The following is a 24,164-nucleotide window of genomic DNA, read 5'->3' on the forward strand; positions in this document are numbered from 1 at the left end:
GCAGGCGGATACGGGCGGACGGGTACGGGTACGCGCAGGCGGCCGGCGCACACGCGACGAGGCCCTGTCCGGTGGGGGACCACCAGACAGGGCCTCGTCGTCGTGCGGGGACTCAGACGGACAGGTGGGTGCAGTCGGCCGCGCCCGAGTTGAGGATGGCGAGCAGGGTCCTGGCCTGCACGTTGACGTAGCGGCTGTGCCCGGCGAGCCAGCTCAGCTGGCCCGGTGTGACCCAGTGGAACCCCGGGGGCGCCTCCGCGGGGGTCGTGGCCTCGTCGGTCTCGACGATCAGGTAGCGGCTTTCGGCGTTGAGGAACCGGCCGCCCTCCTCGGAGTGGGTCGCCGAGTAGCGGATGCGGTCGGGGGACGCGTTCAGCATCAGGTCGAGGAAGGGCGGACGGTGCTCGGCGTCCAGGTGGGCGTAGTTCGCCGGCACGTACTGCACCGTCGCCGCGAGTTCGGCGGTGTCCAGGAAGCCGCCCTCGACGAGCGCGTGCACCAGGACGTGCGGGACCCCGTCGAAGACGCGGTAGGCGAAGGCGACGATGCCGGGCGCCACCGGTTCGATGATCGGCTGGGTCCAGCCGGCGACCTCACGGCCGGCGCCCTCGATGGACACCGCCACCACCCGGAAGAACTTGTCGTCGACCCGGCTGATGGAGTGCTCGTCCTGCTGCCAGCCGGCGATCTCCGGCAGGGGCATGCGGCGGGTGATGATGTCGTGGCGGGCCCGTTCCCCGGTGAACCAGGCCAGCAGGTCGGAGTCGGACGACAGCGCCCCCTGCTCGGGAGGGGCCATCGGAGCGCTCGCCAGCACGGTGCGCGCATCCATGTTGACTATGTTGTCCAGGCGCAGCATCGCCACGATCTGCCCGAGGGTGAGCCAGCGGAACTCGTCGTGGAGGGGTACGTCGCCCTCGACCTCGACGATCATGTTGCGGTTGCGCTTCCGGTAGAACCAGGCGCCGTGCTCGGACTGCAGGACGTCCGTGAGCACGTGGTCGTGGTCGGGATCGACGAAGTGCTCCAGGTACTTCACCTCGGCCCCGCCGTGCGCCTTCGTGTAGTTGCTGCGGGTGGCCTGCACGGTGGGGGAGAGCTGCACGAGGTTGGGGTTGCCGGGCTCCATCTTCGCCTGCATGAGGAAGTGGAGGACCCCGTCGAACTCCTTGGCCAGGATGCCGAGGATGCCGATCTCCGGCTGCACGATGATTGGCTGCTGCCACTCGGCCTCGGGCCGTACGACGTGCAGGCCCTCGACGGTGAAGAACCGGCCGCTGCTGTGGCCGAGGTTGCCGCTCTCCGGGGCGAACGACCAGTGGTCGAGTTCGGCGAACGGGATCCGCCGGATCGCCGTGCCGCAGAACAGCCGGTGGAAGTTCAGCCAGCCCGGCACGTCGGCCGTCGGGATGTGGACGCCCTCGGGCGTCGCGGCGGACAGGGCCAGCCGTTCGGTGATCCCGGCGCGGGACCGCGGAACCAGTCGGGTCGGGGCGCTCACGGCCGACCACCGCCTTCCTTGACGGGCTTCCACCACTGCGGATTGTCCTGGTACCACGCGACGGTCTGCGCCAGGCCCTCGTCGAACGGGGTGAGCGGCAGGTGGCCGAGCTCCTGTTCGATCTTCTTCTGGTCCAGCGCGTAGCGCCGGTCGTGCCCCTTGCGGTCGGTGATGTGCCGGACCATGTCCGGGCCGGCTCCGCACAGTTCGGCGAGCCGGTGGGCCAGTGTCAGGTTCGCCACCGCCGTGCCGGCGCCGATGTTGTAGGCCTCGCCCGCCCGGCCCCCGGTGAGCACGCGGTGCACGGCCCGGCAGTGGTCGTCCACGTGCAGCCACTCGCGGACCTGCTGTCCGTCCCCGTAGACGGGGATGGGGCGTCCTTCGAGCAGATGGGTGACGGCGAGCGGAATGAACTTCTCGGGGTGCTGGTAGGGGCCGTAGTTGTTGGAGCAGCGGGTGATCGAGACGTTCAGCCGGTGCGTGCGGAAGTAGGCCAGGGCGATGAGGTCGGAGGCGGCCTTGGACGCGGCATAGGGGGAGTTGGGCAGGAGGGGGGACTCCTCGGTCCAGCTGCCCTCCTCGATGGACCCGTACACCTCGTCCGTCGAGACGTGCACCACCCGCTCGACGCCGGCCGCCAGGCAGGCCTCCAGCAGGGCCTGCGTGCCCTCCACGTTGGTCCGGACGAACGCCGCGCCGCTCCGGATCGAGCGGTCCACGTGGCTCTCGGCCGCGAAGTGCACGACCGCGTCCTGGCCTTCCAGCACCGAGGGCAGCAGGTCCCGGTCGAGGATGTCCCCCTGTACGAAGCTGAGCCGCGGGTGGGTGAGGGGGAGGTTGTCACGGTTTCCCGCGTAGGTCAGCCGGTCCAGAACCGTGACGTGCGCGTCCTCGTACCCCGGATATCCCCCGTCGAGCATGGTCCGTACGTAATGCGAGCCGATGAATCCGGCTCCGCCGGTGACGAGGATTCTCATGTGACCACATCGCAATCGGAATTCCACGCTCGAAGCATGTGCATTGACCCTTTTCGATGAGGGGGATGGATGCCGTGAAATTCACGCTAAGGAGTCGACGGAATCCGGGCACCTTTCAGATTGCCGGTTCAACCGCTGAAAACGCCGAGAGGTGGTGGCGGGTATCGCCCCGCCACCACCCCCCGACCACCCCCTGACCGGGGCTCTAGCGGCCGACGTACGCCGCCAGGTGTTCGCCGGTGCGGGTGGAGCGGGCGGCGACGAGGTCGGCGGGGCTGCCCTCGAAGACGATCGTGCCGCCCTCGTGGCCGGCGCCGGGGCCGACGTCGACGATCCAGTCGGCGTGGGCCATCACGGCCTGGTGGTGCTCGATGACGATGACCGACTTGCCCGCGTCGACCAGCCGGTCGAGCAGGCCGAGCAGGTTCTCGACGTCGGCGAGGTGCAGGCCGGTGGTCGGCTCGTCGAGGACGTAGACGCCGCCCTTGTCCGCCATGTGGGTCGCCAGCTTGAGGCGCTGGCGCTCGCCGCCGGACAGGGTGGTGAGGGGCCGGCCGATGTCGAGGTAGCCGAGGCCCACGTCGGAGAGGCGTTCGAGGATCCGGTGGGCGGCGGGGACGCGCGCCTCGCCGGCGCCGAAGAACTCCTTGGCCTCGTCGACGGGCATGGCGAGGACCTCGCTGATGTCGCGGCCGCCCAGGCGGTAGTCGAGGACCGACGCCTCGAACCGCTTGCCCTCGCAGTCCTCGCAGGTCGTGGCGACCCCGGCCATCATCGCCAGGTCGGTGTAGATGACGCCCGCGCCGTTGCAGGTGGGGCAGGCGCCCTCGGAGTTGGCGCTGAACAGTGCGGGCTTGACGCCGTTGGCCTTGGCGAAGGCGTTGCGGATCGGGTCGAGCAGGCCGGTGTAGGTCGCCGGGTTGCTGCGGCGCGACCCCTTGATCGGCGACTGGTCGACGGCCACCACGCCGTCCCTGCGCGCCACCGAGCCGTGGATCAGCGAGCTCTTGCCCGAGCCGGCCACGCCGGTGACGACGCACAGCACGCCGAGCGGGAGGTCGACGTCGACGTTCCGGAGGTTGTGCGTCGAGGCGCCGCGGATCTCCAGGTGCCCCTTGGGGGTGCGCACCGTCTCCTTGAGGGTGGCCCGGTCGTCGAGGTGGCGGCCGGTGAGGGTGCCGCTGGCGCGCAGCCCTTCGAGGGAGCCCTCGAACATCACCTGGCCGCCGCCGGCGCCCGCGCGCGGGCCGAGGTCGACGATGTGGTCGGCGATGGCGATCGCCTCCGGCTTGTGCTCCACGACGAGCACCGTGTTGCCCTTGTCGCGCAGCCGCAGCAGCAGGTCGTTCATCCGGCTGATGTCGTGGGGGTGCAGGCCGGTGGTGGGCTCGTCGAAGACGTAGGTGGTGTCGGTGAGCGCGGAGCCGAGGTGGCGGATCATCTTGATGCGCTGACCCTCGCCGCCCGACAGGGTGCCCGCGGGGCGTTCGAGCGAGAGGTAGCCCAGTCCGATCTCCGTGATCGATTCCAGGGTGAACAGCAGCTTGGCCAGCAGCGGCGCGACCGAGGGCTCGTCCAGAGCGCGCACCCAGGCGGCCAGGTCCCTGATCTCCATGGCACAGGCGTCGGCGATGCTGACCCCGTCGATCTTCGACGACCTGGCCTCCTCGCTGAGCCGGGTGCCCTCGCATGAGGGACAGGCGGCGAAGGCCACCGCCCGCTCCACGAACGCCCGGACGTGCGGCTGCAGCGAGTCCTTGTCCTTGGACAGCATCGACTTCTGGATCTTCGGGATCAGGCCCTCGTAGGTGAGGTTGACGCCGTCGATCTTCACCTTGACCGCCTCACCGTGGAGGAAGTCCTGCATCTCCTTCTTGGTGAACTCGCGGATCGGCTTCTTCGGGTCGAGGATGCCGGACTCGGCGTAGACCCGTGTGGTCCAGAAGCTGTCCTGCTTCCAGCCGGGGATGGTGAACGCGCCGTCGCCGATCGCCTTGGAGTCGTCGTAGAGCTGGGTGAGGTCGATGTCGGAGACCGTGCCGCGGCCTTCGCAGCGCGCGCACATGCCGCCGTGGTAGACGGCCTTGCTCACGACGATCCGCTCGCCCTTGCCCTTGTCGACCTTCATGGCCCCGCTCGCCGTCCGCTTGGGGACGTTGAAGGCGTACGCGCTGGGCGGGCCGATGTGCGGGGTGGCGAGCCGGCTGAAGAGGATGCGCAGCATCGCGTTGGTGTCGGTGGCGGTGCCGACCGTGGAGCGGGGGTCCGCGCCGAGCCGCTGCTGGTCGACGATGATCGCCGTCGTCAGCCCTTCCAGGACGTCGACCTCGGGCCGCGCGAGCGACGGCATGAAGCCCTGGACGAAGGCGCTGTACGTCTCGTTGATCAGCCGCTGCGACTCCGCGGCGATCGTGCCGAACACCAGCGAGCTCTTGCCCGAACCGGAGACCCCGGTGAACACCGTCAACTGACGCTTCGGGATCTCGACGCTGACGTCCTTGAGGTTGTTCACGCGCGCACCGAGCACGCGGATCACGTCGTGGCTGTTGGCGGCGTTCGGCTCGGACGGCTGCCCGTCCGTCCGGGTGTCCTTGCTCATCGTGTCTCCATCTCTCCGGATGGGGACCGCCCTTGCCCGGCCCCCATCCGGCGAGCCTGGGGCGTGGCACTCGAATCCCCCTCGAGGACGCCTCGAAGAAGACTCGCGACGGATTCGAGGGAGATTCGACGGGGAATCAAGGGGGATTCGAGGCGGATCCGAGGGGGATTCGAGAATCGCGCCGACTTAGCGGTCCTGCATCAGTCCGAGGACGTTTCCGTCGATGTCGGTGACGGTGGCCACCAGGCGGCCGCCGCCGACATCGGCCGCCGCGTTCTGCACCGTGGCACCCGCCGCGGTCACCTCGGCGAGCTTCGCCTGGATGTCCCGGACGTGCCAGTAGGCGACCGGTGAGCTCATGCCCTGCGTGCCCGCTCCCGGGACCAGTCCGATGTGCTGACCTGCGACGTCGAAGCCGACGTAGAAGTCCTGGTCGGTCTGCGGTTCGATGCCGAGCAGTGCGGTGTACACCTGCTTGGCTGCTGCCAGGTCCGCGACGGGATGCAGCACGGTCTTGATTCCCTGGACGGCAGGGTCAGCCATGGTCTCTCCTGGGGTTGAGTTCTCGTTACCGCATGGTAGGGAATTTCCCAGACGTGATGCTTCTCCGTTCTTGCTCACTCCAGTGGGGTTCCAGCCATCTTTGACCGGAATTGCAGAGGCCCTTGTCAGGATGCGAGCGCGTTGCATCCAGAAGGGGAATCACGTGAAAAAGCTCGCATTGGTCACCTCGGTGATCGTGGCCGGTCTGCTGGGTCCGTCCGTCGCCCCGGTGTCGGCGGCGGAGAACACGGTCACGCCGACCGCCGGAAGCGTCGCCTGGGCGCCGTGTCCGGAGAACGACCCGAACCTCGGCCCCATGCTGAAGGGGCTGGAGTGCGGTTCGATACAGGTGCCGCTCAACTACGCGGAGCCCGCCGGCCGGAAGATATCCCTGGCCCTGACCAGGGCCAAGCACACCGTTGCCGACGCCCAGTACAAGGGCGTCGTGGTGCTCAACCGCGGCCAGTGGCCCGGCGGCATCGGCCGCGACCTGCCCACCCGGTACGCGAAGGGCACCACCGGCCTGGCGGCCGACGTCGGCGCCGCCTACGACTGGATCGGCTTCGACCCGCGCGGTGTCGGGGCCAGCGAGCCGGCCCTCGTCTGCGACCCCTCGTACATCAACCCGGGCCATGCCCTGCCCGACCCGGTGCCGGCCTCGCCCGCCGCCGAGCAGGCGTGGGTGGACCGGGCCCGCGCGTACGCCGAGAGCTGCGGCCAGAAGTACGGTGACGTGCTCAACCACATGACGACCAAGGACGCGGCGCGCGACCTGGACCAGATGCGCATCGCGTTCGGCCAGGAGAAGATCACCTACTTCGGCACCGACTGGGGCACCTACCTCGGCTCGGTCTACGCCTCCATGTTCCCGAACCGCGTGCAGCGGCTGCTGCTGGACAGCGTGGCGAGCCCGGGCGGCGTGGGCTTCCCGAACCACCTCGGCAAGAACTTCACGTCGGAGCAGAACGCCGACATCTTCTTCGCCTGGGTCGCCAAGTACGACTCGGTCTACCACCTGGGCACGACCGCCGCCCAGGTCGAGGCGAAGTACTACGAGGGCCAGGACCGGCTGCGCACGGCGCCCGTCGACGGCAAGATAGGCCCGGCCGAATGGGCCGACGTCTTCGAGCCGGTCGTCTACCGCCACTGGATCTGGCTCAACCGCGCGAAGATCCTCTCCGACTTCGTCGTCAACAACGACGCGACCTCGCTGAAGGCCAACTTCTCCGACCCCGGCTTCCCGCACCAGAACCGCCACACGATGACCAACGCGGTCAACTGCACCGACGGTCCGTGGCCGCGGGACTGGAACCAGTACAGCGCGGCGTACTCCAGCCAGCACGCCATCGGAGCCAAGTTCCTGACCTGGAGCAACGCCTGGTACACCGCGCCGTGCGCCTTCTGGCCGGCGCCCGCCCAGACGCCGCAGAAGGTCGGCAACGGCTCGGTCGAGGTCCTGCTGATCCAGCCGCAGTTCGACACCGCGCACGGACTGTTCGGCGCCTTCGAGACGCACCTGCTGTTCCCGAACTCCCGGCTGATCCTGGAGCAGGGCGGCCACAGCGTCGGCGCCGCCCTGTCGGCGAACAACAACGCCTGCCTGAACACCCACGTCAGCAACTACCTGCGGGACGGCACCCGGCCGTCCTCCAAGTGGGGCGTCGACGCGACCTGCCAGGCGGCCGCCGACCCGGTGCCGACGGTCTGATCCGGCGCACGCGACGCCACGTGAAGCCATGTGACGCCACGCGTCGCCGAGCGGGCCCCGCATGAGCAGCATGCGGGGCCCGCTCCTCGCGGGTCAGCGCGCGGCGGCTGCCGCGCCGGCCCGGTGGGCGACGACCAGGACCTCCAGCGTGCGCGCCAGTTCGTTGGGGGCGGGCATGGAGAGCACCTCCTGGCGGAGCCGGCGGGCGTTCGCCCGGATGGTCCCGTCCTCCAGCAGGCGGACGATCGCGGCGCGGACCGAGGGCCCGTCCACGTCGGCGGGCTTCATGGCGAGCCCCGCACCCGTCCGGTCGAGGCACTGGAGCTTGAGCGGAACGTCGAACGCCCGGCTGACCAGCAGCTGGGGGACGCCGTAGCGCAGGGCGCAGCCGAACGACCAGGTCCCGCCGTGATGCACCATGGCGGCGCAGGTCGGCAGGACGTCGGCGAGGGGCACGGACTCCACGAGGCGGGTGTTGGCCGGTACGTCGCGCAGCTGGTCCTGGGATTCCTTCGGGAGGGTCAGGACCAGCTCCATCTCCAGGTCGCCCACCGAGTCGAGGATCTCCTGGATGCGTTCGACGGGCAGCAGCTGGCGCACCGGCCCGTCGTTCACCGCGTCGCCGAACGTCATCAGGACCCGCGGCGCCCGCGGGGGCTCGGCGAGCCACGCCGGCATGAGCGTCGGCCCGTTGTAGGGGACGAACTGCATGGGGAGCGTGGTCGGCCGGAGGTCGGGACGGAACGCCTCCGGCAGCGGGTCGATCGTGAACTGCCCGTTCACCAGGTCCTCGGAGTACTCGACGCCGTACTTCCCGGCCCAGCCCGTCAGCCAGTCGCGCAGTCCGTCGGCGCGGTCCTCCGGCGGCTGCAGGGCCTGGGCGTGCAGGTAGTCCTCGCGCATGCGGGTGTAGACGTCGACCGAGTACAGCACCCGGGCGTGCGCGGCGCCCACGGCGGCGGCGGCCACCGCGCCGGCGAACGCCTTCGCGCCCCACAGCACCAGATCGGGCTTCCAGGTCCGGGCGAAGCCGACCAGGTCCTCCATCATCGAGTCGTTGGACCGCCGCGCCTGCGGGAGAACGAGGCTGTCGAAGACCCAGGTGGCCTGCTCCCAGCTCAGCCGGTCGCGGTCCGGCCGCACGTCGAACAGCGGGCCGAGGCCGCCCTGCGGAGAGGCTGCCGCGGCGGGCGCGGTCCTCTTCTCGCGCTGGGCCTGCTGGTCGCGCGCCCGGCGTAACTCCGCGCTCTCGCCGGGGCCGACGCCGATGCCGGTCAGCCCGGCCCCGGTGACGTCGTCGAGCAGGTCCGGCCATCCGGCCACGCGGACCTCGTGCCCGGCCGTCTGGAGGGACCATGCCAGCGGAATCAGATTGAACAGGTGCGTCTTAAAGGGAAACGGCACAATGAGAACGCGCACGACGGACTTCCTTAGCTTCAGGGGTGGGGAGTTCACGGGCGACGCCACGCTTTCCGAGCCCCTGCCATCATGCTCACGCGTCGGCTACGGATCTTCTCCAGGTTTGCCGGGTCTCGCCGGTCGCGGCGGTGACCGCGAAGGTGACGGCGGCGACCGCCAAAGCCGCGGGCAGCGGGCCCACCAGGTCGCAGAGCGTGCCCATGACCAGGATCGACACCGCCACGCCCGAGGGAAGCAGCGTGGCCCGCAGCGTCACCACGGACGCGAGCTCCTCGGCGGAAGCCGCGGCCAGCAGCCGGTTGTTGTAGTGGACGTAGGCAATCTCGAAGAGGACGAGGAAGAGCGCGTACAGCACGAGCGTCGGGGCGGTGCTGCCGACCAGGACCGCCGCCAGCAGCGGCGGCATGGGCAGCACGGCCCAGACGGACGAGGGCACGCGGCCGAGGTACTGCTGGGCCGGCAGGGCGGCGAGCGAGCCGGCGAAGACGGCGACCGCCGAGATCGCGACGAACAGGCCCACCAGGCGGGTTCCGCCACCCAGCACATGGAGCGGGATCACGGTGACGGCCACCGTGTGGAAGCCCTGCCAGAACGCCACGAGCAGGAAACGGGCGAACAGCCGGCGCAGCACCGGGTCCTCGACGCGAAGCCGCGTACCGCTTGCGGAACCCGCGGCGTCCCGGGCACGCTCGGGAGCCTCCCCGGAGGGCGCCGGCAGCGCCCACGCGAGCAGCGCGGAGAGCGCCAGCGTCGCCACGTTCACCGCGATCAGGCCCCGGAGCGGCAAGACCGAGGCGGCCGGCCCGGCCAGCGCCGCGCCGACGCTGAGGCCGGTCAGCTTGCCGATCTCGGCGACGGTGTTGGCCCGGTCCAGCCGCTGCGCCGCGACGGCGCCGCGCAGGACGACCGACGTGGCCGAGCGGGTGACCGTCTCGAAGAACCCGCGGGCGAGGACGAGGGCGGTGGCGGTCGCGAGCAGTGCGTGGCCCGGCGCCAGGAGGGCGGCCGCGGTCAGCACCAGGCTCGCCGCCTCGGCCAGCCGGACGAGCCGCTCCGGGGCGCGCCGGGCGAGCAGCCGGTTGAGCGGCCCGGCCAGCAGCAGCGCGGGCAGCCACGGCGCGCTCAGCACGGCGCCGGCGAGCAGGCCCGATCCGGTGACCGACCCCACGTGCGTGGACAGGCTCACGAGAAGCAGAAAACTCCCGCAGGTGTTGACGAACAGCAATGCGGGAGTGAAATGCGGCGAGCGGAAACGAGCAGGAAAAAGTGTCATCAGGTACCCCTCCAAGGGCTGGAGGATGGCAGAGCTGAACAGATTTCGGCGAGGGGAAAGTCTGTCTATCGTTGAACATATGACAGCAGCCATTGAGGGTAGCCCGTACATCGTGATCGTCGATGCCTATGCGGCAGTCCGTTCACTCGTTCTGGAATTCCGGGAGCAAGGGTGCTCCGTCGTCCGCGTGCAGAGCACGACCGACGTGCCGTTCGTCTACCGGTCGGCTCCTTTCGTCCCCGAGGACTTCGTCGCCGACATCGTCCACGACGGCGACCTGGCGGCCACGGTCGAGGCGGTGGCGGCCTTCGCCCCGCTCGCGGTGATCTCGGGGGGCGAGGTCGGGGTCGAGCTCGCGGACCTGCTGGCGGAGCGCCTGGGCCTGCCCGGCAACGGAACGGCCCTCAGCGCCGCCCGCCGCGACAAGCACCTGATGGTCGAGACCGTGCGCGCCGCCGGGCTCCGCGCGGCCCGCCAGCTGCGGGCCACCGACGCGGACGAACTCGCCGCCTGGCACCGCGGGCTCGGCGGGCGCGTCGTCGTGAAGCCGCCGCGCAGCGCGGGCAGCCAGGGGGTCTCCTTCTGCGACACCCCCGAGGAGTCCGTCGCCGCCTTCCTGGCCCTCGCCGACGCCGACGACGTCTTCTCCCAGCCCAACAACGGGGCCGTGGCGCAGGAGTACCTGCCGGGCACCGAGTACATGGTGAACACGGTCAGCCGGGACGGCCGCCACCACGTGTGCGACGTCTGGCGGACCAGCCGGGTCAGCGCGAACGGGGTCGTCGACCTCTGCGACGCCCTCTCGCTGATCGACTCGGGGAGCCGGGTCGTCGAGCCCCTGACGGAGTACGCCTTCCAGGTCCTGGACGCCCTCGACATCCGGTACGGGCCGGCCCACCTGGAGATCAGGATGACCCCGACCGGGCCGTGCCTGGTGGAGGTCGGCGCCCGGATCGCCGGCGGCGGTATCCCGGCCGGCGCCGGCCTCGGCATCGGCGAGTCGCAACTGGAGTGGACCGTCGACGCCTACCTGCGGCCCGAGCGGTTCCACGCCCGGGCCGCGATCCCGTACGACGTGCGGCGCTACAGCGCGATCGCCGGCATGGTCTCGCCGGTGGAGGGCGTGCTCGGCGCGTACCGCGGCATCGAGGAGATCGAGGAGCTGGAGAGCTTCCACGCCCTGGCGACCCCGGTGAAACCGGGCCAGGAGATCCACCCGACGGTCGACGACCTCACCTACCCGGTCATCGTGACGCTGCTGCACGACCTTGACGAGGTCGTGCAGCGCGACCTCAACACGATCCGCCACCTCGACGGCGCCGCGTTCTACGTCCTCGACCACGCGGCCCGCGCCTGACCGGACGGGACGGACGGGACGGGCGGGCCGGCCGCACCCCGCCGGCCGCACCCCGCCGGCCGCACCCCGCCGTTCGACCGCGGATCCGCCGCAGTCGAACGTCACGGCCGGGCCGCGGCCGGCTCCCGCCGTGCCCAGGACGGCTGCGGCACCTTGTAGACGAAGCTGACGGCGGTGCGCGGCTCGGTCGCCGTCGTGTTGGGCGCCGAGCGGTGCAGCACCAGACCGTCGAACAGGACGGCCGAACCGGCGTCGAGGGGCATGGCGACCGGTTCGCCCGTCCTCGGCAGGTGCTCGTCCGCGACGTGCGGCTCCACCGCCCCCTCCCGCGGCGGCTCGCCCGGCAGGCGCTCGCGGTCCCCGGTGTGCGGGAGCAGCCCGAGCAGGTGTGAGCCGGGGAAGAACTCCAGGCAGCCGTTGCGCTCGGTGGCGGGTTCGAGGGCGATCCAGATCGTCACGATGCCCTGCTCCCGCGCGGCGAAGCCGGGCGGCGCGAAGGCCATGTCCTGGTGCCAGGGCTTCGCCGAGCCCACCACGGGCGGCTTCGCCCACAGGAAGGCGTTGATCAGCTCGCCCGGGCCGCCGGCCGCTCCGGCGACCAGCCCGTCGGCCAGCCCCAGCTCCCGCTGCACCGCGTCGAACTCGGGCACGTGCACGTGGATGCGGTCCGCCGACCGGAGCACCCCCGTGAGGGCCCCGGCGCCGCCCTGCTGCCAGGCCGCCCATCCGCCGATGCCCGGCGCCTCCAGTACGAAGTCCCCGGTCGAGACCGTGCGCTCGCGCGTGAGCTCCTCCAGCCGGCCCACCGCGCCGCGGAGCCTCGCGAGCGCGTCGCCGCCGGCCAGCCCGGGGAGCCGTACGAACCCGTTCTCCCGCAGGTCACGGGAATCGCTGTCAACCATTCTTCTGTCCCTTTCCTTACGTCCGGATCGCCGCGAACCTACTCCCACATATCGCAGAATGCTCTTTCTCTTCGTTCGCGGCGCCGGCCGTTGTCGCGTGTTCCGCGCCGTGCTTATGCTTTCGGTCCATGAGGCCAGTAGGCCACATGAGAACAACACGAAGAAGGGAGTGAAGAATGAGCGACCGTGACTTTATCGAGACCCGTGACGCGCAGCAGGAGACCAGCAAGTGGTAGTCCGCTGATCAGCGAAATGCGCCGCCCGTACGGATCGAATTCCGTACGGGCGGCTCGTCGTCCTGAGAGAGGTTGAGATGGTAGGTAATCGCGTTTCACAAGTCATCGACATTCCCGCCGACATGCTGGTGATCGACGACTCCGCCGACGACCGCTACTGGGCGTCGGTGGAGCGTGTCGTCGCCCTGGCGGAGGAGAAGGGCCAGGCCGCCGACGGCGTGCCGCTGCTGGAGAGCCTCGTGGTCACCCACCCGGAGTGGCCGGTGCGCGCCGGTGCGGTGCGGCTGCTGGCGAAGCATCACGCGGGCGCCCCCGCCGCCGACGCCGCCGTGGCCGCCGCGACGCACGACACGGTCGACTGGGTCGCGTTCACCGCGCTCAAGGTCATCACGGAATACCGGATCGCCGCCGCGGTCCCCGACCTCATCCGCATCTCCGGCTGGCCCAGCAACTTCACCCGGCCCGACTGGGCCCGCAAGCCCGTCGGCTGCGGCGCGGCGCTGACCAAGCGCGCCCTCATCGCCGTCTTCGGCACCCGTGACCCCGCCGAACTCCGCCGTCTCGAGGACGAGTACTTCACCGAGATGCGGTCCAGGATCGAGGCCGCCCGCAAGCGCCCCCGGCGCAACGACGACGTCGTCCTGGTGCCGGGCGGACCGGCGATCATCGGCGCGAACGAGCAGCCGGACGCCTTCCGCATGGCGCAGGACGACACCACGCTGCGCGCCGAGGACGTGCCCGCCTTCCATATCGACCGCACCACCGTGACCAACGCGCGCTACCGCGAGTTCCTGGACGAGGTCGGCGACTCGGGCGGGTTCGACCACCCGGACCAGCCGCTGGAGCGCTCGCACCGTCCCGCGCACTGGCACGACCCGCGCTTCAACGCCCCCGAACTCCCCGTGGTCGGCATCGACTGGTACGACGCCCACGCCTTCGCGAAGTGGGCCGGCGGCTCGCTGCCCAGCGAGGCCCAGTGGGAGAAGGCCGCGCGCGGCGTGGACGGCCGCCGCTACCCGTGGGGCGAGGAGTGGGACCCCGACCGCGTGAACTACGTCGAGCGGTCGTTCGGCGAGGCCGTGGCCGACCTCGACTCCCTCGAAGCGCTGCTGGTCACCATCGAGCAGGGGGAGAACCCGGCCCGTCCGGTGCTGCCCGCGGACGCGCTGCCGCAGGGCGCCAGCCCGTACGGCGTGCTGCAGATGTCGGGGAACGTCTGGGAGCTGACCCGGACCAACTTCTACACCGGCGAGGACATGGACCCCTTCTTCAAGGGACGCCACCCGCTGGACTTCATGAACCGCAAGGAGGCCTTCCACGTCCTGCGCGGCGGCACCTGGACCTCCCCGCCGGCCTGCCTGACCACGTTCTACCGGGGCAAGGACCTGATCACCGACCGGCACATGGAGGTCGGCTTCCGGTGCGTGTACGAGACGGCCGGCTGATGCGTCTGACATCGCTCGGCCACGCCGCGGTCCTGGTCGAGACGGGGACGGAGCGGATCCTCTTCGACCCGTGGCTCACCCAGCGCCTGGACCGCTTCTGGGAGCACCATCCGCCGCTCGAGGACGACCTGGTCCGCCGGGTCCTCGACGACGGCGTCGACTACGTGGTGCTCAGCCACCACCACTTCGACCACCACCACTTCCCCTCGCTCGGCCGGCTGGTGGACGGCGCCGACGTCGACTTCGACGACAGCCCGCGCCAGAGCGCCGGCGTCACCTGCGTCTACCCCGCGGGCCCCGTCCCGCCGACGCTGACCGCCTCCGGCCTCGGCCACCAGGCGATCTCCTGGACGCTGCGCCGCTTCGGCTTCGAGCGGCTGCACCCGGTGACGCCCGGCGACACCGTCACCCTGGGCGGGGCGACCCTGCGGACCTTCCCGTCCGCCGTCTCCTTCCCCGAGATGAGCGTGCTGGTGGAGACCGCGGAGGCGGCCGTCATGGTCTGCGGCGACGCGCTCCTGCACGAGGCGACCGTGGAGGCCTTCCGGCGCGAGGACGCGCCGCGGCTCGACGTCGTCCTGGTGCCCACGCACAGCATCTCGCCGCCCGGCGTGCTCACCGAACGCCGCCCGCTCACCGACCCGCAGGGCGTGCGTGCCCGCGCCGTCGCCAACTTCGACCGGTACGTGGACAGCCTCCCCGCCCGCCTGACGGTGCCCTCCTCCTTCGGCTGGCGCGTCAGCGGCGACACCGACCGCGACTACGACTGGTGCAACCGCACCATGTTCCCCTTCACCCCGGCCGAGGCCCTGGAGCGGCTGGCCGAGCGCGGCCGCGACGGCCTGCTCTGGGGCCCCGGCCAGGTCCTCTCCGTGGCCGACGGCGAGGCCGCCCTGGTCGACGGGCCGGTCGCACCCGACGCGTACGACTTCGACGCGGTCTACGCCGCGGTGCGGCTCGACCCCGGTACCGTGGTGCCGCCCTTCGACGCCTCCCTCGACCGGTACGGCAAACAGAGCCGTCCCGCCGAGGAGATGCTCCGCGAACTCCTCGACCTGCTCGTCGCCACGGACTACTGGTACCGGGCGCTCGACGACGGCGCCGGACGGCACGTCGTCTCGCTGTACGAGGACACGGGCGACGAGACCTCCTACCTCCTCGACCCGGTCTCCGGCCGGGTGACCGCACTCGGCGCGGGCCCCGCCCGCGACCACGTCACCGGCGCCGAGGGCTGGACCGAGACGGCGGCGAGCACCCTGGAGGCCCTGCTCGGCGCCGACCTCCTCTTCGGCAGCTCCTTCGGCCTGTGGGCCAGCGACGGCGTCCTGCTCTCCGCCGTCTTCCACCATCCGTCCTTCTACACCCGCCACGTCGAGCGGGAGCTCCGGGAGGCGAGCCGCGCATGAGCGAGGCCCCCGCAACAGTCGTGTTCGAGCACGAGAGCGACTGCCTGCGCGACAACCCGCTGGGCGACCCGTACCACCGCCGGGTCGAGGTGCACCTGCCGCCGGGGTACGACGGCATCCGCCCGTTCCCCGTCGTCTACTGGCTGCCCGGCTTCGGCGCCCACCCCAGCCTCTCCGGCAGGGCCCTCGCCTTCGGCCCCTCCGTCGCCGACCGCCTCCGCGAGGCCATGACGGACCGCCGGGTGCCGCCCGCCCTGCTCGTCGTGCCCGACGGCACCACCGCCTACGGCGGCTCCCAGTACATCGACTCCGCATCCTCCGGCCGCTACGCCGGCCACCTCGCCGAGGTCGTCGCCGAGGTCGACCGGCGCTTCGCCACCCGGCCCGAGCCGCGCTGGCGCGCCGTCGGCGGCAAGTCCAGCGGCGGCTACGGCGCGCTCGTGGCCGGCATGACCTCGGACCTCTTCGGCTCGGTGATCGCCTGCTCGCCCGACGCCGGGTTCGAGCACAGCTACCTGCCGCTCGTCCCGCGCGCCCTCGACACCATCAGGGCCGCCGGCGGCATGGACGCCCTGCTCGCCCGCCGCTCCACCGGCCCGATCGACGTCCCGTTCATGGTCGCCATGAGCATCATCGCGATGGGCATGTGCTACGCCGACGAGCCGTGGACCAGCCCGTCCGACGCGCTGCCCTGCGACCCCGAGACCGGCGTCTTCCGTGACGAGGTGTGGCAGCGCTGGCTCACCCACGACCCCGTGCGGATGCTGGACGACCACGCCGACGCGCTCGGCCGGCTCGACCACCTCCACCTGAGCGTCGGGCAGCGCGACGACTACGGCATGCACTGGGGCGCCCGCGCCCTGCACGCCGCCCTCGACGCCCACGGAGTGCCCCACCAGTACCGGGAGCACGAGGGCGGCCACCACGGCATCGAGCACGTCTTCACCGACGCCCTGGCGGAACTCCGCCACGTCTGGGCGGAAAGGACGGTCGGCACGTGTGCGGTATAGCGGGCTTCATCAGCCTCGACGGGCGGCGCGACCCCGCCTGGCTGGACGCCCTGGGCCGCACCATGACGCAGTCGATGGCCCACCGCGGCGAGGGCTCCTGCGCCCCGTACGTCTCCGACTGCGGCACCGTCATGCTCTGCGCCACCCGCCTCGCGATCCGCGACCGCTCCCACGCGGGCGACCAGCCCATGACCGACCCCACCGGCCGGATCGTCCTGGTCCACAACGGCGAGGTCTACGGCTCCCGCTCGCCCGCGCCGCCGCTGTGGCCGCGCCGCACCAGCTGCGACACCGAGTTCGTCCTCCAGCAGATCTGCCGCGAGGACGAGCCCGGCCCCGCGCTGCGGCCCCTCGACGGGATGTTCGCGCTCGCCTGGCACGACACCACCACCGGCCGGGTCGTCCTCGCCCGCGACCACTTCGGCGTCAAGCCGCTGTTCTACGCCCACGTCGACGGCGGCCTGGTCTTCGCCTCCGAACAGGGCGTCCTGCTGCGCACCGGGCTGATCACCGCCGAGGTGGAGCCCGAGGAGTTCGTGCTGCGCTCCTGGATCCGGATGGACGCGGCCGACGACCACACCTGGCTGCGCGGGATCAGGTCCCTCCAGCCCGCCGAGTACCTGATCATCGACCGGCCGCACCTGCGCGCCCACCGCTACTGGAAGCCGATCTCCGTCGACGAGCCCATCGAGGCCGACGAGATCCGGGCCGCCTTCGACCGGGCGGTCGAGCAGCGGTCCGTCTCCGACGTGCCCCGGGCCGCCGTCCTCAGCGGCGGCGTCGACAGCACCGCGATCGTCGCCGGCCTCACCGCGAACGGCACCCCGATCGACGGCTACGTCCTGCGCTACCAGGACGGCATCGGCGGCTCCGGCGACGACGTCACCTACGCCACCGAGGTCGCGACACGCCTCGGCGTCCCGCTGACCGTCTGCGACCTCGACCAGAGCACGGCCGCACGCCTCGTCCCGGTCCTGCCCACCCGGCTGATGCGGCCGCTGCTGCACGGCGCCGAACTCGCCATGCACCACCTGTACGGCACCATCGCCGCCGACGGGAACGTGGTCGTCTACTCCGGGCACGGCGCCGACGAGCTCTGGGGCTACCAGGACGGCCGCTACTTCCCCGTCGTCGACCCCCTCGCCCCCACCTACATCCACGGGCGCCACTACCTGACCCACCTCCTGCACGCCGAGGAACGGCCCGTCTGGGCCCGGCTCGTCGGCTGGATGGCCCAGGAACTCGGCGTCGACATGACCGAGGTCACCGACCGGGTCTGGGCCCGCACCATGGACGAGTACCGGGCGCTGAAGACCGCGTCCCCGCTCAAGCGCGGCCGGCACCACCTCATGCGGCGCTTCCTCGTGTACGTCAACGACATGGTGGACGTCACCTCGGCGACCTTCACCCTGGAGGACCGGCCCGTCTTCCAGGACGTCACCCTCACCGAGCTGGCCTTCCGCTGCCCCGAGCACCTGAAGGACACCAACAAGCCCGGCACGCACAAGGGGCTCCTCAAGGCCGCGCTCGGCGACCTGCTGCCCGAATCGGTGCGGCTGCGCCGCAAGCAGGGCTTCCCCAGCCCCGCCGACCCCGGCTACGTCCGCCGGCTGACCGAACTCGCCGACGGCATCGGAACCCCCTTCGGGCTGCCGCCCGTTCCGGCCGCACTCCGCGCCGAACTCGGCGTCGGGGAATGGATGTTCCTGGCCTCCACCTCCGCCTGGCTCGACCACCTCGCGGAGTTCACGACCGATCCGAGGAGTCATGGTGAGCAGTTCCGTCCCGCAGTGGCGCTGGCAGATCCTGGGCAGCGCGGCCGATCTTGATCCGGTCCCCCCGGTGATCGCGGAGGAGGCGGCCCAGGACGGGTGCAACTTCGTCGTGTGGCGGCCGTCCGCGCTGCCCGAGGGCTGCGACACCAGCGTCGGGACCATCCGCCGGGAGGCTCCCCCCGGGCGCGTCGACGCCGAGGGCCGCAGCCCGTGGAGCGACGCCAACCCGTCCGGCTACCGCACCGAGATCTCCGGCGGCGGACGGAGGCTGCGCCTCAAGCAGTTCCTGTACGACTGGGCCTTCCCCGCCGCGGACCACCCGTGTCTGTGGGGCAGCGAGACCCGGCCGTTCGAGATCGGCGAGGGCCGGGTGGCCTGGCTCGGGACCGACTACCTCGGCCACCGGGCCGGCAGCGCCCGGATGGCCCGCACCACGGTCGAACTCTCGGTGCTGGAGGGTGATTTCTCCGACGAGGAGATCGTCGCGCTCTTCGCCGCGCTGCGGCCGGCCGTGCCGGAGGTCGTGGCGAGCGTGCTGGCCACACCGTTCCGCGGCCTGAGCTACTGGGCCCGGCACGCGGCCGACATGGTGTCCGTGCCCACCGGCGTCTTCTCCTTCCACCGGCGCGGGCGGGACCACGAGGGCGACTGGATCCCGTCGGGGGACGTCACCGCGTTCCTCACCAAGCAGGGAGTGCCGGTGTCGGCCGGCGGGTTCCGCGCCGACAGCGCCGCGACGTTCGGCGACGGGGCGGACGTGCGCGAGCTGGACGTCGTCTACGCCTCGCCGTCCGGCGGCGAACTGCGCCTGACCGCGCAGCGCACCGGCGGCGGGCGCCTCGCGTTCCCGCCGGCGCGGGACAAGCACCCCGCCGCCGTCGAGGTCCGCGACCTCGACGGCCGCCCGGTGCACCTGGGCTACGTCGACGCCCGGTACGGGGCCTGCGACGCCTGGTGGCAGCACCCCGACGGGTACGACCTCAGGCTGCTCGGCAGCGCGGGGACGGACCTGGGGCGGGAGGCGTTCCTCGGCCTGGTCGCCGAGATCGACGCGGCGCTGCGGCTCGCCGGCAACGCCGAGGTACTGGGATGAGCGCCGCGGGCCGGCCGGTCCTCGACCCCGCCACCGGCCGGGCCGTCACCCGCCTGCCGGACACCGGTGCGCCCGGCGTCGCCGACGCCGTGGCCCGGGCGGACGCCGCGTTCCGCGGGGTCTGGGCCGACACCTCCCCGGCCGGCCGTTCCGGCCTCCTGCGCGAGCTCGGGAACCTGCTGCGCGAGGACCGCGACGAGCTCGCGGCACTGGAGCGGCAGGGCGCGGGCAAGCCCACGGCACGCGCCCTCGGAGAGGTGGACTTCGCGGCCCGGGTGGTCGACTGGTTCGCGGCGGCGGCCCGGTACCCGGTGGGGGAGACCCACCCGAGCGGCCCCGGCATGCGGACCTACACCGACCGGGTGCCGGTCGGGGTGTGCGCGGCGATCGCCCCGAACAACTACCCGCTCCTGCTGGCCGTCTGGAAGATCGCCGCGGCGCTCGCGTACGGCAACACGGTCGTCGTCAAGCCGGCGCCCGAGACACCGTTCTCCACCCGGCGATTCGTCGACCGCGCCGCCGCGGTCCTTCCCGAGGGCGTGCTCACCGCCGTGTACGGCGGCGCCGAGACCGGCCGGGTGCTGTGCGACCACCCGGCCGTCGGCATGGTCTCCTTCACCGGCTCGACGGCGGCGGGGCGCGAGGTCGCCCGACGCTGCGCGGAGGGCCTGCGGCCCGTCTCCCTGGAGCTCGGGGGCAAGAGCCCCGTCGTGGTCTTCCGCGACGCCGACCTCGACGCGGCCGCGCGGGCCGTCGTCACGGGCTTCACCGGCAACACCGGCCAGATGTGCGTGGCCGGGACGCGCCTGATCGTCGACCGGGCCGTGCACACCGAGTTCGTCGGCCGCGTGGCCGAGCTGGCCGCCGCCCTGCGGGTCGGCCCGCCGCAGGACCCGGGCACCGATCTCGGCCCGCTGATCAGCCGGGCGGCCGCCGACCGCGCGGCCGACGTGGTCGAGGAGGCGGTGGCAGGGGGCGCGAAGGTGATCCTGCCGCCCGGCAGTTCGGGGGTCCTGCACGATCTCGACGGAGGGTTCTACGTCAACCCGGTCATCGTGGACGGTGCGCCGGCCGACGGCCGCGCCTGGCGCGAGGAGCTGTTCGCCCCGGTGCTGTCCGTCGTGCCGTTCGACACCGACGCCCAGGCGCTGGCCCTCGCGCACGACACCGCGTACGGCCTGTCGGCCTCGGTCTGGACCTCGGACGCCGACCGCGTCGAGCGCTTCGGCCGGGCCCTGCGCGCCGGCATGGTGTGGGTCAACACCTGGGGCGACACCGAGGAGTCGGTCAGCGTCTCCGGTCTCGGCCAGTCCGGATACGGCCGTGAGCTGGGCATCCACGCGGTGGAGGGCTATACCAGGCCCCGCGCGGTCTGGGTGGCCCACCGGCCGGGGCGGTAGGCCGCGATGGCGCGGGCCGCTTTCCCACGGCTCGACTTCCGCAGCGACACCCGCACCGTGCCGGACGCGCGGATGCGGGCGGCGATGGCCGGCGCGGAGGTCGGCGACGACGTGTACGGCGACGATCCCACGGTCGCCCTGCTGGAGGAGACGGTCGCCGGACTGCTGGGCACCGAGGCCGCGCTGCTCACGCCCACCAGCACGATGGCGAACCTGCTCGCCCCGCTCGCCGCGCTCGCCCGGTCCGGCCCGCCGGGTACGCCGGGATCGCCCGCGCCGCGGCTGATCACCGGAGCCGACACCCACATGGCGTTCCTGGAGGCGGACGGCCTGCGCCGCTTCGGCGGGGTCGAGCTGGTGCCGGTGGAGCAGCGCCCCGACGGCCTGCCCGACCTCGACGTCCTGGCCGCGCTGCTCGCCGCCGGAGCGGGCGCGCCGACCGTGGTGTCCCTGGAGAACACGAGCATGATGCGCTCCGGCAACGCCCTGGACGCCGCGGCGACCGGCTCCGTGGCCGCGCTGGCCCACCGGTACGGCGCTCACTTCCACCTCGACGGCGCCCGGCTCGCCCACGCGGCCGTGGCGCTCGGGGTCCCTCCCGCGCGGCTGGCCGAGCCCGCGGACAGCGTCGCCTTCTCGGTCTCCAAGGGGCTCGGCGCGCCCGTCGGCGCGCTGCTGTGCGGGACGCGCGCGTACGTCGACCGCGCCCGCGAGCTGAGGACCTGGCTGGGCGGCTCCCTCCACCAGGCGGGAGTGGTCGCCGCGCCCGCACTGGTCGCGCTCGGCCGGCTGCCCGACCTGGCCGCCGACCACGACACGGCCGCCGCGCTCGCCGCCGGGCTCGCCTCGGTGCCCGGCGCCGTACTGATGCGCCCGCCGCGGCCGACCAACATCGTCATGGCGCGGCTGCGCGGACTGGCCCCGGACGCGTGCGCCGAGCGCCTCGCCGGCCACGGCGTTCGCGTCCTGCCGCTGCCGAACGGATACGTGCGCTTCGTCGTGCACCGGGCACACGACATGATCGGTGTGCGCGAGGCCGTGGGGGCGCTGGCGGCCGTGGCGGCCACGGTGCCCGAGGCCCGGCCGGCAACCGACGGAGACCTCCCGGACGGGGACTCTCCATGACACCGATGGAGGAAGCATGACGGACGCACCACGTGGGCTGGAGGAGAGGCTGAAGGACACGCGCGCGAGGCTCGAGAACGACGTCGACCTCTGGGTCGCGACGTCGGGGGCCTCGGGCGGCGGAGTCCACCTCATCCCGCTCTCGTACCTCTGGGACGGGTCCGCGTTCCTCATCTCGACGCCGCGCGCCTCGGTCACCGGCCGCAACCTGCTGGCGGACGGCCGCGTGCGCCTCGGCCTCGGCCCGACCCGCGACGTCGTGATCGTCGACGGCGTCGCGGAGCCGGTGGACGTCGCCGAGCTCGGCCAGGAGGCCGCGGACGCCTTCGCGGCCAAGACCGGGTTCGACCCGCGCGAACTCGCCGATCCCTACCAGTACTTCCGGATCCGGCCGCAGCGGACGCAGGCCTGGCGGGAGGCGAACGAGCTGGCGGGACGCGGCCTCATGCGCGACGGCGTCTGGCTCGGCTGACCCGCGCGGCCCGGCCCGCGCGCCCGCGCCGGCCGGCCCCGTCCGCGGGACCGGCCGGCGCGGGCGGAGTCCAGTCGTTCTTGACCAGAGCTGAAGACGGCCTTGCCAGGCTGCGAAGGCAAGGCATCCGTCAATTTCTGGAAGGGCGAATATGGAAGCAATCGAGGTTCCGGTCCTGATCGTGGGCGGTGGCGGATGCGGTCTGTCCGCCTCCGTTTTCCTGTCCGACCAGGGCGTCGATCATCTGCTGGTGGAACGGCACCCGGACACGTCGAGGATTCCGAAGGCGCACTATCTCAACCAGCGCACGATGGAGATCTTCCGGCAGCACGGAATCGCCGAGGACGTCCTCGCGGAGGCGGCGCCCCTGGAGATGTTCGGCAAGGTCCGCTGGCAGACCACGCTCGCGGGTGACGGTCCGATGGACCGGCGCCTGATCCACGAGATGGACGCCTTCGGCGGCGGCGAACTGGAGGAGACCTACGCGGCGGTCGGGCCCGTCCTGCCCGCCAAGCTGCCGCAGATGTGGCTCGAGCCGATCCTGCGCCGCCACGCGGAACAGCGCAATCCCGGGCGGATCCTCTTCCACCACGAGCTGACCACCTTCTCCGACGAGGGCGACCACGTCCTCGCCGAGCTGCGCAACGTCGAGACCGGGGAGACCACCACGGTCAAGGCGCAGTACCTCATCGGCGCGGACGGCGGCCGGTTCGTCGGCCCCGCGGTCGGCATCGAGATGCAGGGCCCGCCCGGACTGGTCAACACCACGACCGCGTACTTCTCCGCCGACCTGTCGCAGTGGTGGGAGGAAGGCACGCTCATCACGCACTTCCTCAGCCCGGAGGACCCCGACCTCTCCAGCAACCTCATCGAGATGGGGCCGAGTTGGGGCAAGGCCTGCGAGCAGTGGGGCCTGCACTTCGCCCCCGGCCCGCCCGGACGCTGGGACGCGGAGACGGTCATCCCCCGGATCCGCGAGCTCCTGCGCCTGCCGGACCTGGAGGTGACCGTCCACAAGGTGACGGACTGGATCGTGCACGCGCACCTCGCCGACCGCTACCGGGTCGGCCGCGTGCTGATCGCCGGTGACGCCGCGCACCGCCAGCCGCCCGCCGTCGGACTCGGCCTCAACACCGGCATCCAGGACGCGCACAACCTCGCCTGGAAGCTGGCCGCGGTCTTGGGCGGCGGCGCGCCCGACAGCCTGATCGACACCTACGAGGCCGAACGCCGGCCCGTGGGCCGGGAGAACGTCGACTGGGCGGTCTCCGCCGCCGGTCACCACCAGGTGGTCATCGACGCCATCGGAGCCGGCCACAACATACCGGCGGGGCGCCGCGGGCAGCGGCTGGAGGCGTACTTCGACCCGTCCCCGCTCGGCGACACCGTGCGGGCGCGCGCACTGGAGATCTTCCACACCCACCGTGGCGGATGCCAGTCGCTCGACATGGAGGTCGGCTTCGGCTACGAGGACGGCGCGCTCGTCCCCGACGGCACCGAGCGGCCGGCCCGCGTCCCCATGCGGAACGTGCACCGGCCGACGTCCCGCCCCGGGCACCGGCTGCCGCACGCCTGGATCACCCGGGACGGACAGCGCCTGTCCACGCTCGACCTCACCGGCACGACCGGCTTCGCGCTGATCACCGGCCCCGAGGGCACGCCGTGGTGCGAGGCGGCCGCGCTGGTGGCCGAGAAGTTCTCGGTCCCGCTCGTCACGGCCCGCATCGGCGCCGCCGGTACCGGCGCCGAGTACGCCGACGTGGACGGCGGGTGGGAGGCCGTCCGGCAGATCACCGACGCCGGCGCGGTCCTGGTGCGCCCCGACCACCACGTCGCCTGGCGCAGCACGGACGCCGGGGAGGACCCGGAGCAGATCCTGGCCGAGGTGTTCGCGGCCCTCCTGGACCGCTGACCGCCGAACCC

General features: G+C 72.1%; 18 protein-coding genes. 11 read left to right on the forward strand and 7 right to left on the reverse strand.

Annotation, left to right across the window (positions count from 1 at the left end):
- Positions 1–112 precede the first annotated feature (112 nt).
- From OG534_RS23885 to OG534_RS23900, 4 genes are all read right to left on the reverse strand, one after another.
- Positions 113–1,501, reverse strand: coding sequence for an NDP-hexose 2,3-dehydratase family protein (locus OG534_RS23885; RefSeq protein WP_326590554.1), 1,389 nt, complete (start codon positions 1,499–1,501; stop codon positions 113–115).
- Positions 1,498–2,478 (reverse strand): dTDP-glucose 4,6-dehydratase, encoded by a 981-nt coding sequence (rfbB, locus tag OG534_RS23890; RefSeq protein ID WP_326590555.1) that lies wholly within the window; start codon positions 2,476–2,478, stop codon positions 1,498–1,500. The genes OG534_RS23885 and rfbB overlap by 4 nt, the downstream gene beginning before the upstream one ends.
- 205 nt (positions 2,479–2,683) lie before the next feature.
- Positions 2,684–5,077 carry an excinuclease ABC subunit UvrA gene (locus OG534_RS23895; protein WP_326590557.1) on the reverse strand — a complete coding sequence of 798 codons (2,394 nt, stop codon included), beginning with the start codon at positions 5,075–5,077 and terminating at the stop codon, positions 2,684–2,686.
- Positions 5,078–5,263: 186 nt separating this feature from the next.
- On the reverse strand, positions 5,264–5,620 hold the full coding sequence (locus tag OG534_RS23900; protein ID WP_326590559.1) for a VOC family protein: 357 nt from the start codon (positions 5,618–5,620) through the stop codon (positions 5,264–5,266).
- Between the two features lie 163 nt (positions 5,621–5,783).
- Here OG534_RS23900 and OG534_RS23905 point away from each other — a divergent pair, with 163 nt between their 5' ends.
- Positions 5,784–7,328 carry an alpha/beta hydrolase gene (locus OG534_RS23905; protein ID WP_326590560.1) on the forward strand — a complete coding sequence of 515 codons (1,545 nt, stop codon included), beginning with the start codon at positions 5,784–5,786 and terminating at the stop codon, positions 7,326–7,328.
- 93 nt (positions 7,329–7,421) lie between these two features.
- Here the strand turns inward: OG534_RS23905 and OG534_RS23910 are convergent, their stop codons facing one another.
- Positions 7,422–8,747, reverse strand: coding sequence for a nucleotide disphospho-sugar-binding domain-containing protein (locus OG534_RS23910; RefSeq protein ID WP_326590561.1), 1,326 nt, complete (start codon positions 8,745–8,747; stop codon positions 7,422–7,424).
- Between the two features lie 73 nt (positions 8,748–8,820).
- Positions 8,821–10,131 carry an MFS transporter gene (locus tag OG534_RS23915; RefSeq protein WP_326590563.1) on the reverse strand — a complete coding sequence of 437 codons (1,311 nt, stop codon included), beginning with the start codon at positions 10,129–10,131 and terminating at the stop codon, positions 8,821–8,823.
- Between OG534_RS23915 and OG534_RS23920 the strand changes: the two genes are divergently transcribed.
- Positions 10,100–11,377 carry an ATP-grasp domain-containing protein gene (locus OG534_RS23920; protein WP_326590565.1) on the forward strand — a complete coding sequence of 426 codons (1,278 nt, stop codon included), beginning with the start codon at positions 10,100–10,102 and terminating at the stop codon, positions 11,375–11,377. The genes OG534_RS23915 and OG534_RS23920 overlap by 32 nt on opposite strands.
- A gap of 101 nt (positions 11,378–11,478) precedes the next feature.
- Here OG534_RS23920 and OG534_RS23925 read toward each other — a convergent pair whose 3' ends face one another.
- Positions 11,479–12,279 carry a phytanoyl-CoA dioxygenase family protein gene (locus tag OG534_RS23925; protein ID WP_326590567.1) on the reverse strand — a complete coding sequence of 267 codons (801 nt, stop codon included), beginning with the start codon at positions 12,277–12,279 and terminating at the stop codon, positions 11,479–11,481.
- Between the two features lie 358 nt (positions 12,280–12,637).
- Between OG534_RS23925 and OG534_RS23930 the strand changes: the two genes are divergently transcribed.
- The 9 genes from OG534_RS23930 to OG534_RS23970 all read left to right on the forward strand — a co-directional run bounded on the left by OG534_RS23930 (position 12,638) and on the right by OG534_RS23970 (position 24,153).
- A complete protein-coding gene (locus OG534_RS23930; RefSeq protein ID WP_326590569.1) occupies positions 12,638–13,960 on the forward strand; it encodes a formylglycine-generating enzyme family protein in 1,323 nt (440 codons plus the stop codon).
- A complete protein-coding gene (locus OG534_RS23935) occupies positions 13,960–15,366 on the forward strand; it encodes an MBL fold metallo-hydrolase (RefSeq protein ID WP_326590570.1) in 1,407 nt (468 codons plus the stop codon). The genes OG534_RS23930 and OG534_RS23935 overlap by 1 nt, the downstream gene beginning before the upstream one ends.
- Positions 15,363–16,376, forward strand: a complete 1,014-nt coding sequence (locus tag OG534_RS23940; RefSeq protein WP_326590572.1) for an alpha/beta hydrolase-fold protein — start codon at positions 15,363–15,365, stop codon at positions 16,374–16,376. The genes OG534_RS23935 and OG534_RS23940 overlap by 4 nt, the downstream gene beginning before the upstream one ends.
- Positions 16,364–18,205, forward strand: coding sequence for an asparagine synthetase B family protein (locus OG534_RS23945; protein WP_326590574.1), 1,842 nt, complete (start codon positions 16,364–16,366; stop codon positions 18,203–18,205). The genes OG534_RS23940 and OG534_RS23945 overlap by 13 nt, the downstream gene beginning before the upstream one ends.
- Positions 18,144–19,244, forward strand: coding sequence for a hypothetical protein (locus OG534_RS23950; RefSeq protein WP_326590576.1), 1,101 nt, complete (start codon positions 18,144–18,146; stop codon positions 19,242–19,244). Before OG534_RS23945 ends, OG534_RS23950 begins: the two co-directional genes overlap by 62 nt.
- Positions 19,241–20,644: an aldehyde dehydrogenase family protein gene (locus OG534_RS23955; protein ID WP_326590577.1), complete on the forward strand. Its 1,404-nt coding sequence runs from the start codon at positions 19,241–19,243 to the stop codon at positions 20,642–20,644. The genes OG534_RS23950 and OG534_RS23955 overlap by 4 nt, the downstream gene beginning before the upstream one ends.
- A gap of 6 nt (positions 20,645–20,650) precedes the next feature.
- Positions 20,651–21,769, forward strand: coding sequence for a threonine aldolase family protein (locus tag OG534_RS23960; RefSeq protein WP_326590580.1), 1,119 nt, complete (start codon positions 20,651–20,653; stop codon positions 21,767–21,769).
- 16 nt (positions 21,770–21,785) lie between these two features.
- The gene (locus OG534_RS23965) at positions 21,786–22,241 is read left to right on the forward strand and encodes a pyridoxamine 5'-phosphate oxidase family protein (RefSeq protein WP_326590581.1); all 456 of its coding nucleotides are present in this window, start codon (positions 21,786–21,788) and stop codon (positions 22,239–22,241) included.
- Between the two features lie 151 nt (positions 22,242–22,392).
- Entirely contained in the window at positions 22,393–24,153 is a 1,761-nt protein-coding gene (locus tag OG534_RS23970) for an FAD-dependent monooxygenase (RefSeq protein WP_326590583.1), read from the forward strand.
- Positions 24,154–24,164: the final 11 nt, after the last annotated feature.

Source organism: Streptomyces sp. NBC_01294, from assembly GCF_035917235.1.
Classification (GTDB): Bacteria; Actinomycetota; Actinomycetes; order Streptomycetales; family Streptomycetaceae; genus Streptomyces; species Streptomyces caledonius.

Bases quoted from the DNA above. Each gene is read 5' to 3' on its own strand.
- OG534_RS23950 (WP_326590576.1), top strand. From the start codon at position 18,144: ATGGTGAGCAGTTCCGTCCCGCAGTGGCGCTGGCAGATCCTGGGCAGC.
- OG534_RS23915 (WP_326590563.1), bottom strand. From the start codon at position 10,131: ATGTACGGGCTACCCTCAATGGCTGCTGTCATATGTTCAACGATAGAC.
- OG534_RS23895 (WP_326590557.1), bottom strand. From the start codon at position 5,077: ATGAGCAAGGACACCCGGACGGACGGGCAGCCGTCCGAGCCGAACGCC.
- OG534_RS23940 (WP_326590572.1), top strand. From the start codon at position 15,363: ATGAGCGAGGCCCCCGCAACAGTCGTGTTCGAGCACGAGAGCGACTGC.
- rfbB (WP_326590555.1), bottom strand. From the start codon at position 2,478: ATGAGAATCCTCGTCACCGGCGGAGCCGGATTCATCGGCTCGCATTAC.
- OG534_RS23970 (WP_326590583.1), top strand. From the start codon at position 22,393: ATGGAAGCAATCGAGGTTCCGGTCCTGATCGTGGGCGGTGGCGGATGC.
- OG534_RS23900 (WP_326590559.1), bottom strand. From the start codon at position 5,620: ATGGCTGACCCTGCCGTCCAGGGAATCAAGACCGTGCTGCATCCCGTC.
- OG534_RS23955 (WP_326590577.1), top strand. From the start codon at position 19,241: ATGAGCGCCGCGGGCCGGCCGGTCCTCGACCCCGCCACCGGCCGGGCC.
- OG534_RS23965 (WP_326590581.1), top strand. From the start codon at position 21,786: ATGACGGACGCACCACGTGGGCTGGAGGAGAGGCTGAAGGACACGCGC.
- OG534_RS23930 (WP_326590569.1), top strand. From the start codon at position 12,638: ATGCTGGTGATCGACGACTCCGCCGACGACCGCTACTGGGCGTCGGTG.
- OG534_RS23920 (WP_326590565.1), top strand. From the start codon at position 10,100: ATGACAGCAGCCATTGAGGGTAGCCCGTACATCGTGATCGTCGATGCC.
- OG534_RS23925 (WP_326590567.1), bottom strand. From the start codon at position 12,279: ATGGTTGACAGCGATTCCCGTGACCTGCGGGAGAACGGGTTCGTACGG.
- OG534_RS23935 (WP_326590570.1), top strand. From the start codon at position 13,960: ATGCGTCTGACATCGCTCGGCCACGCCGCGGTCCTGGTCGAGACGGGG.
- OG534_RS23960 (WP_326590580.1), top strand. From the start codon at position 20,651: ATGGCGCGGGCCGCTTTCCCACGGCTCGACTTCCGCAGCGACACCCGC.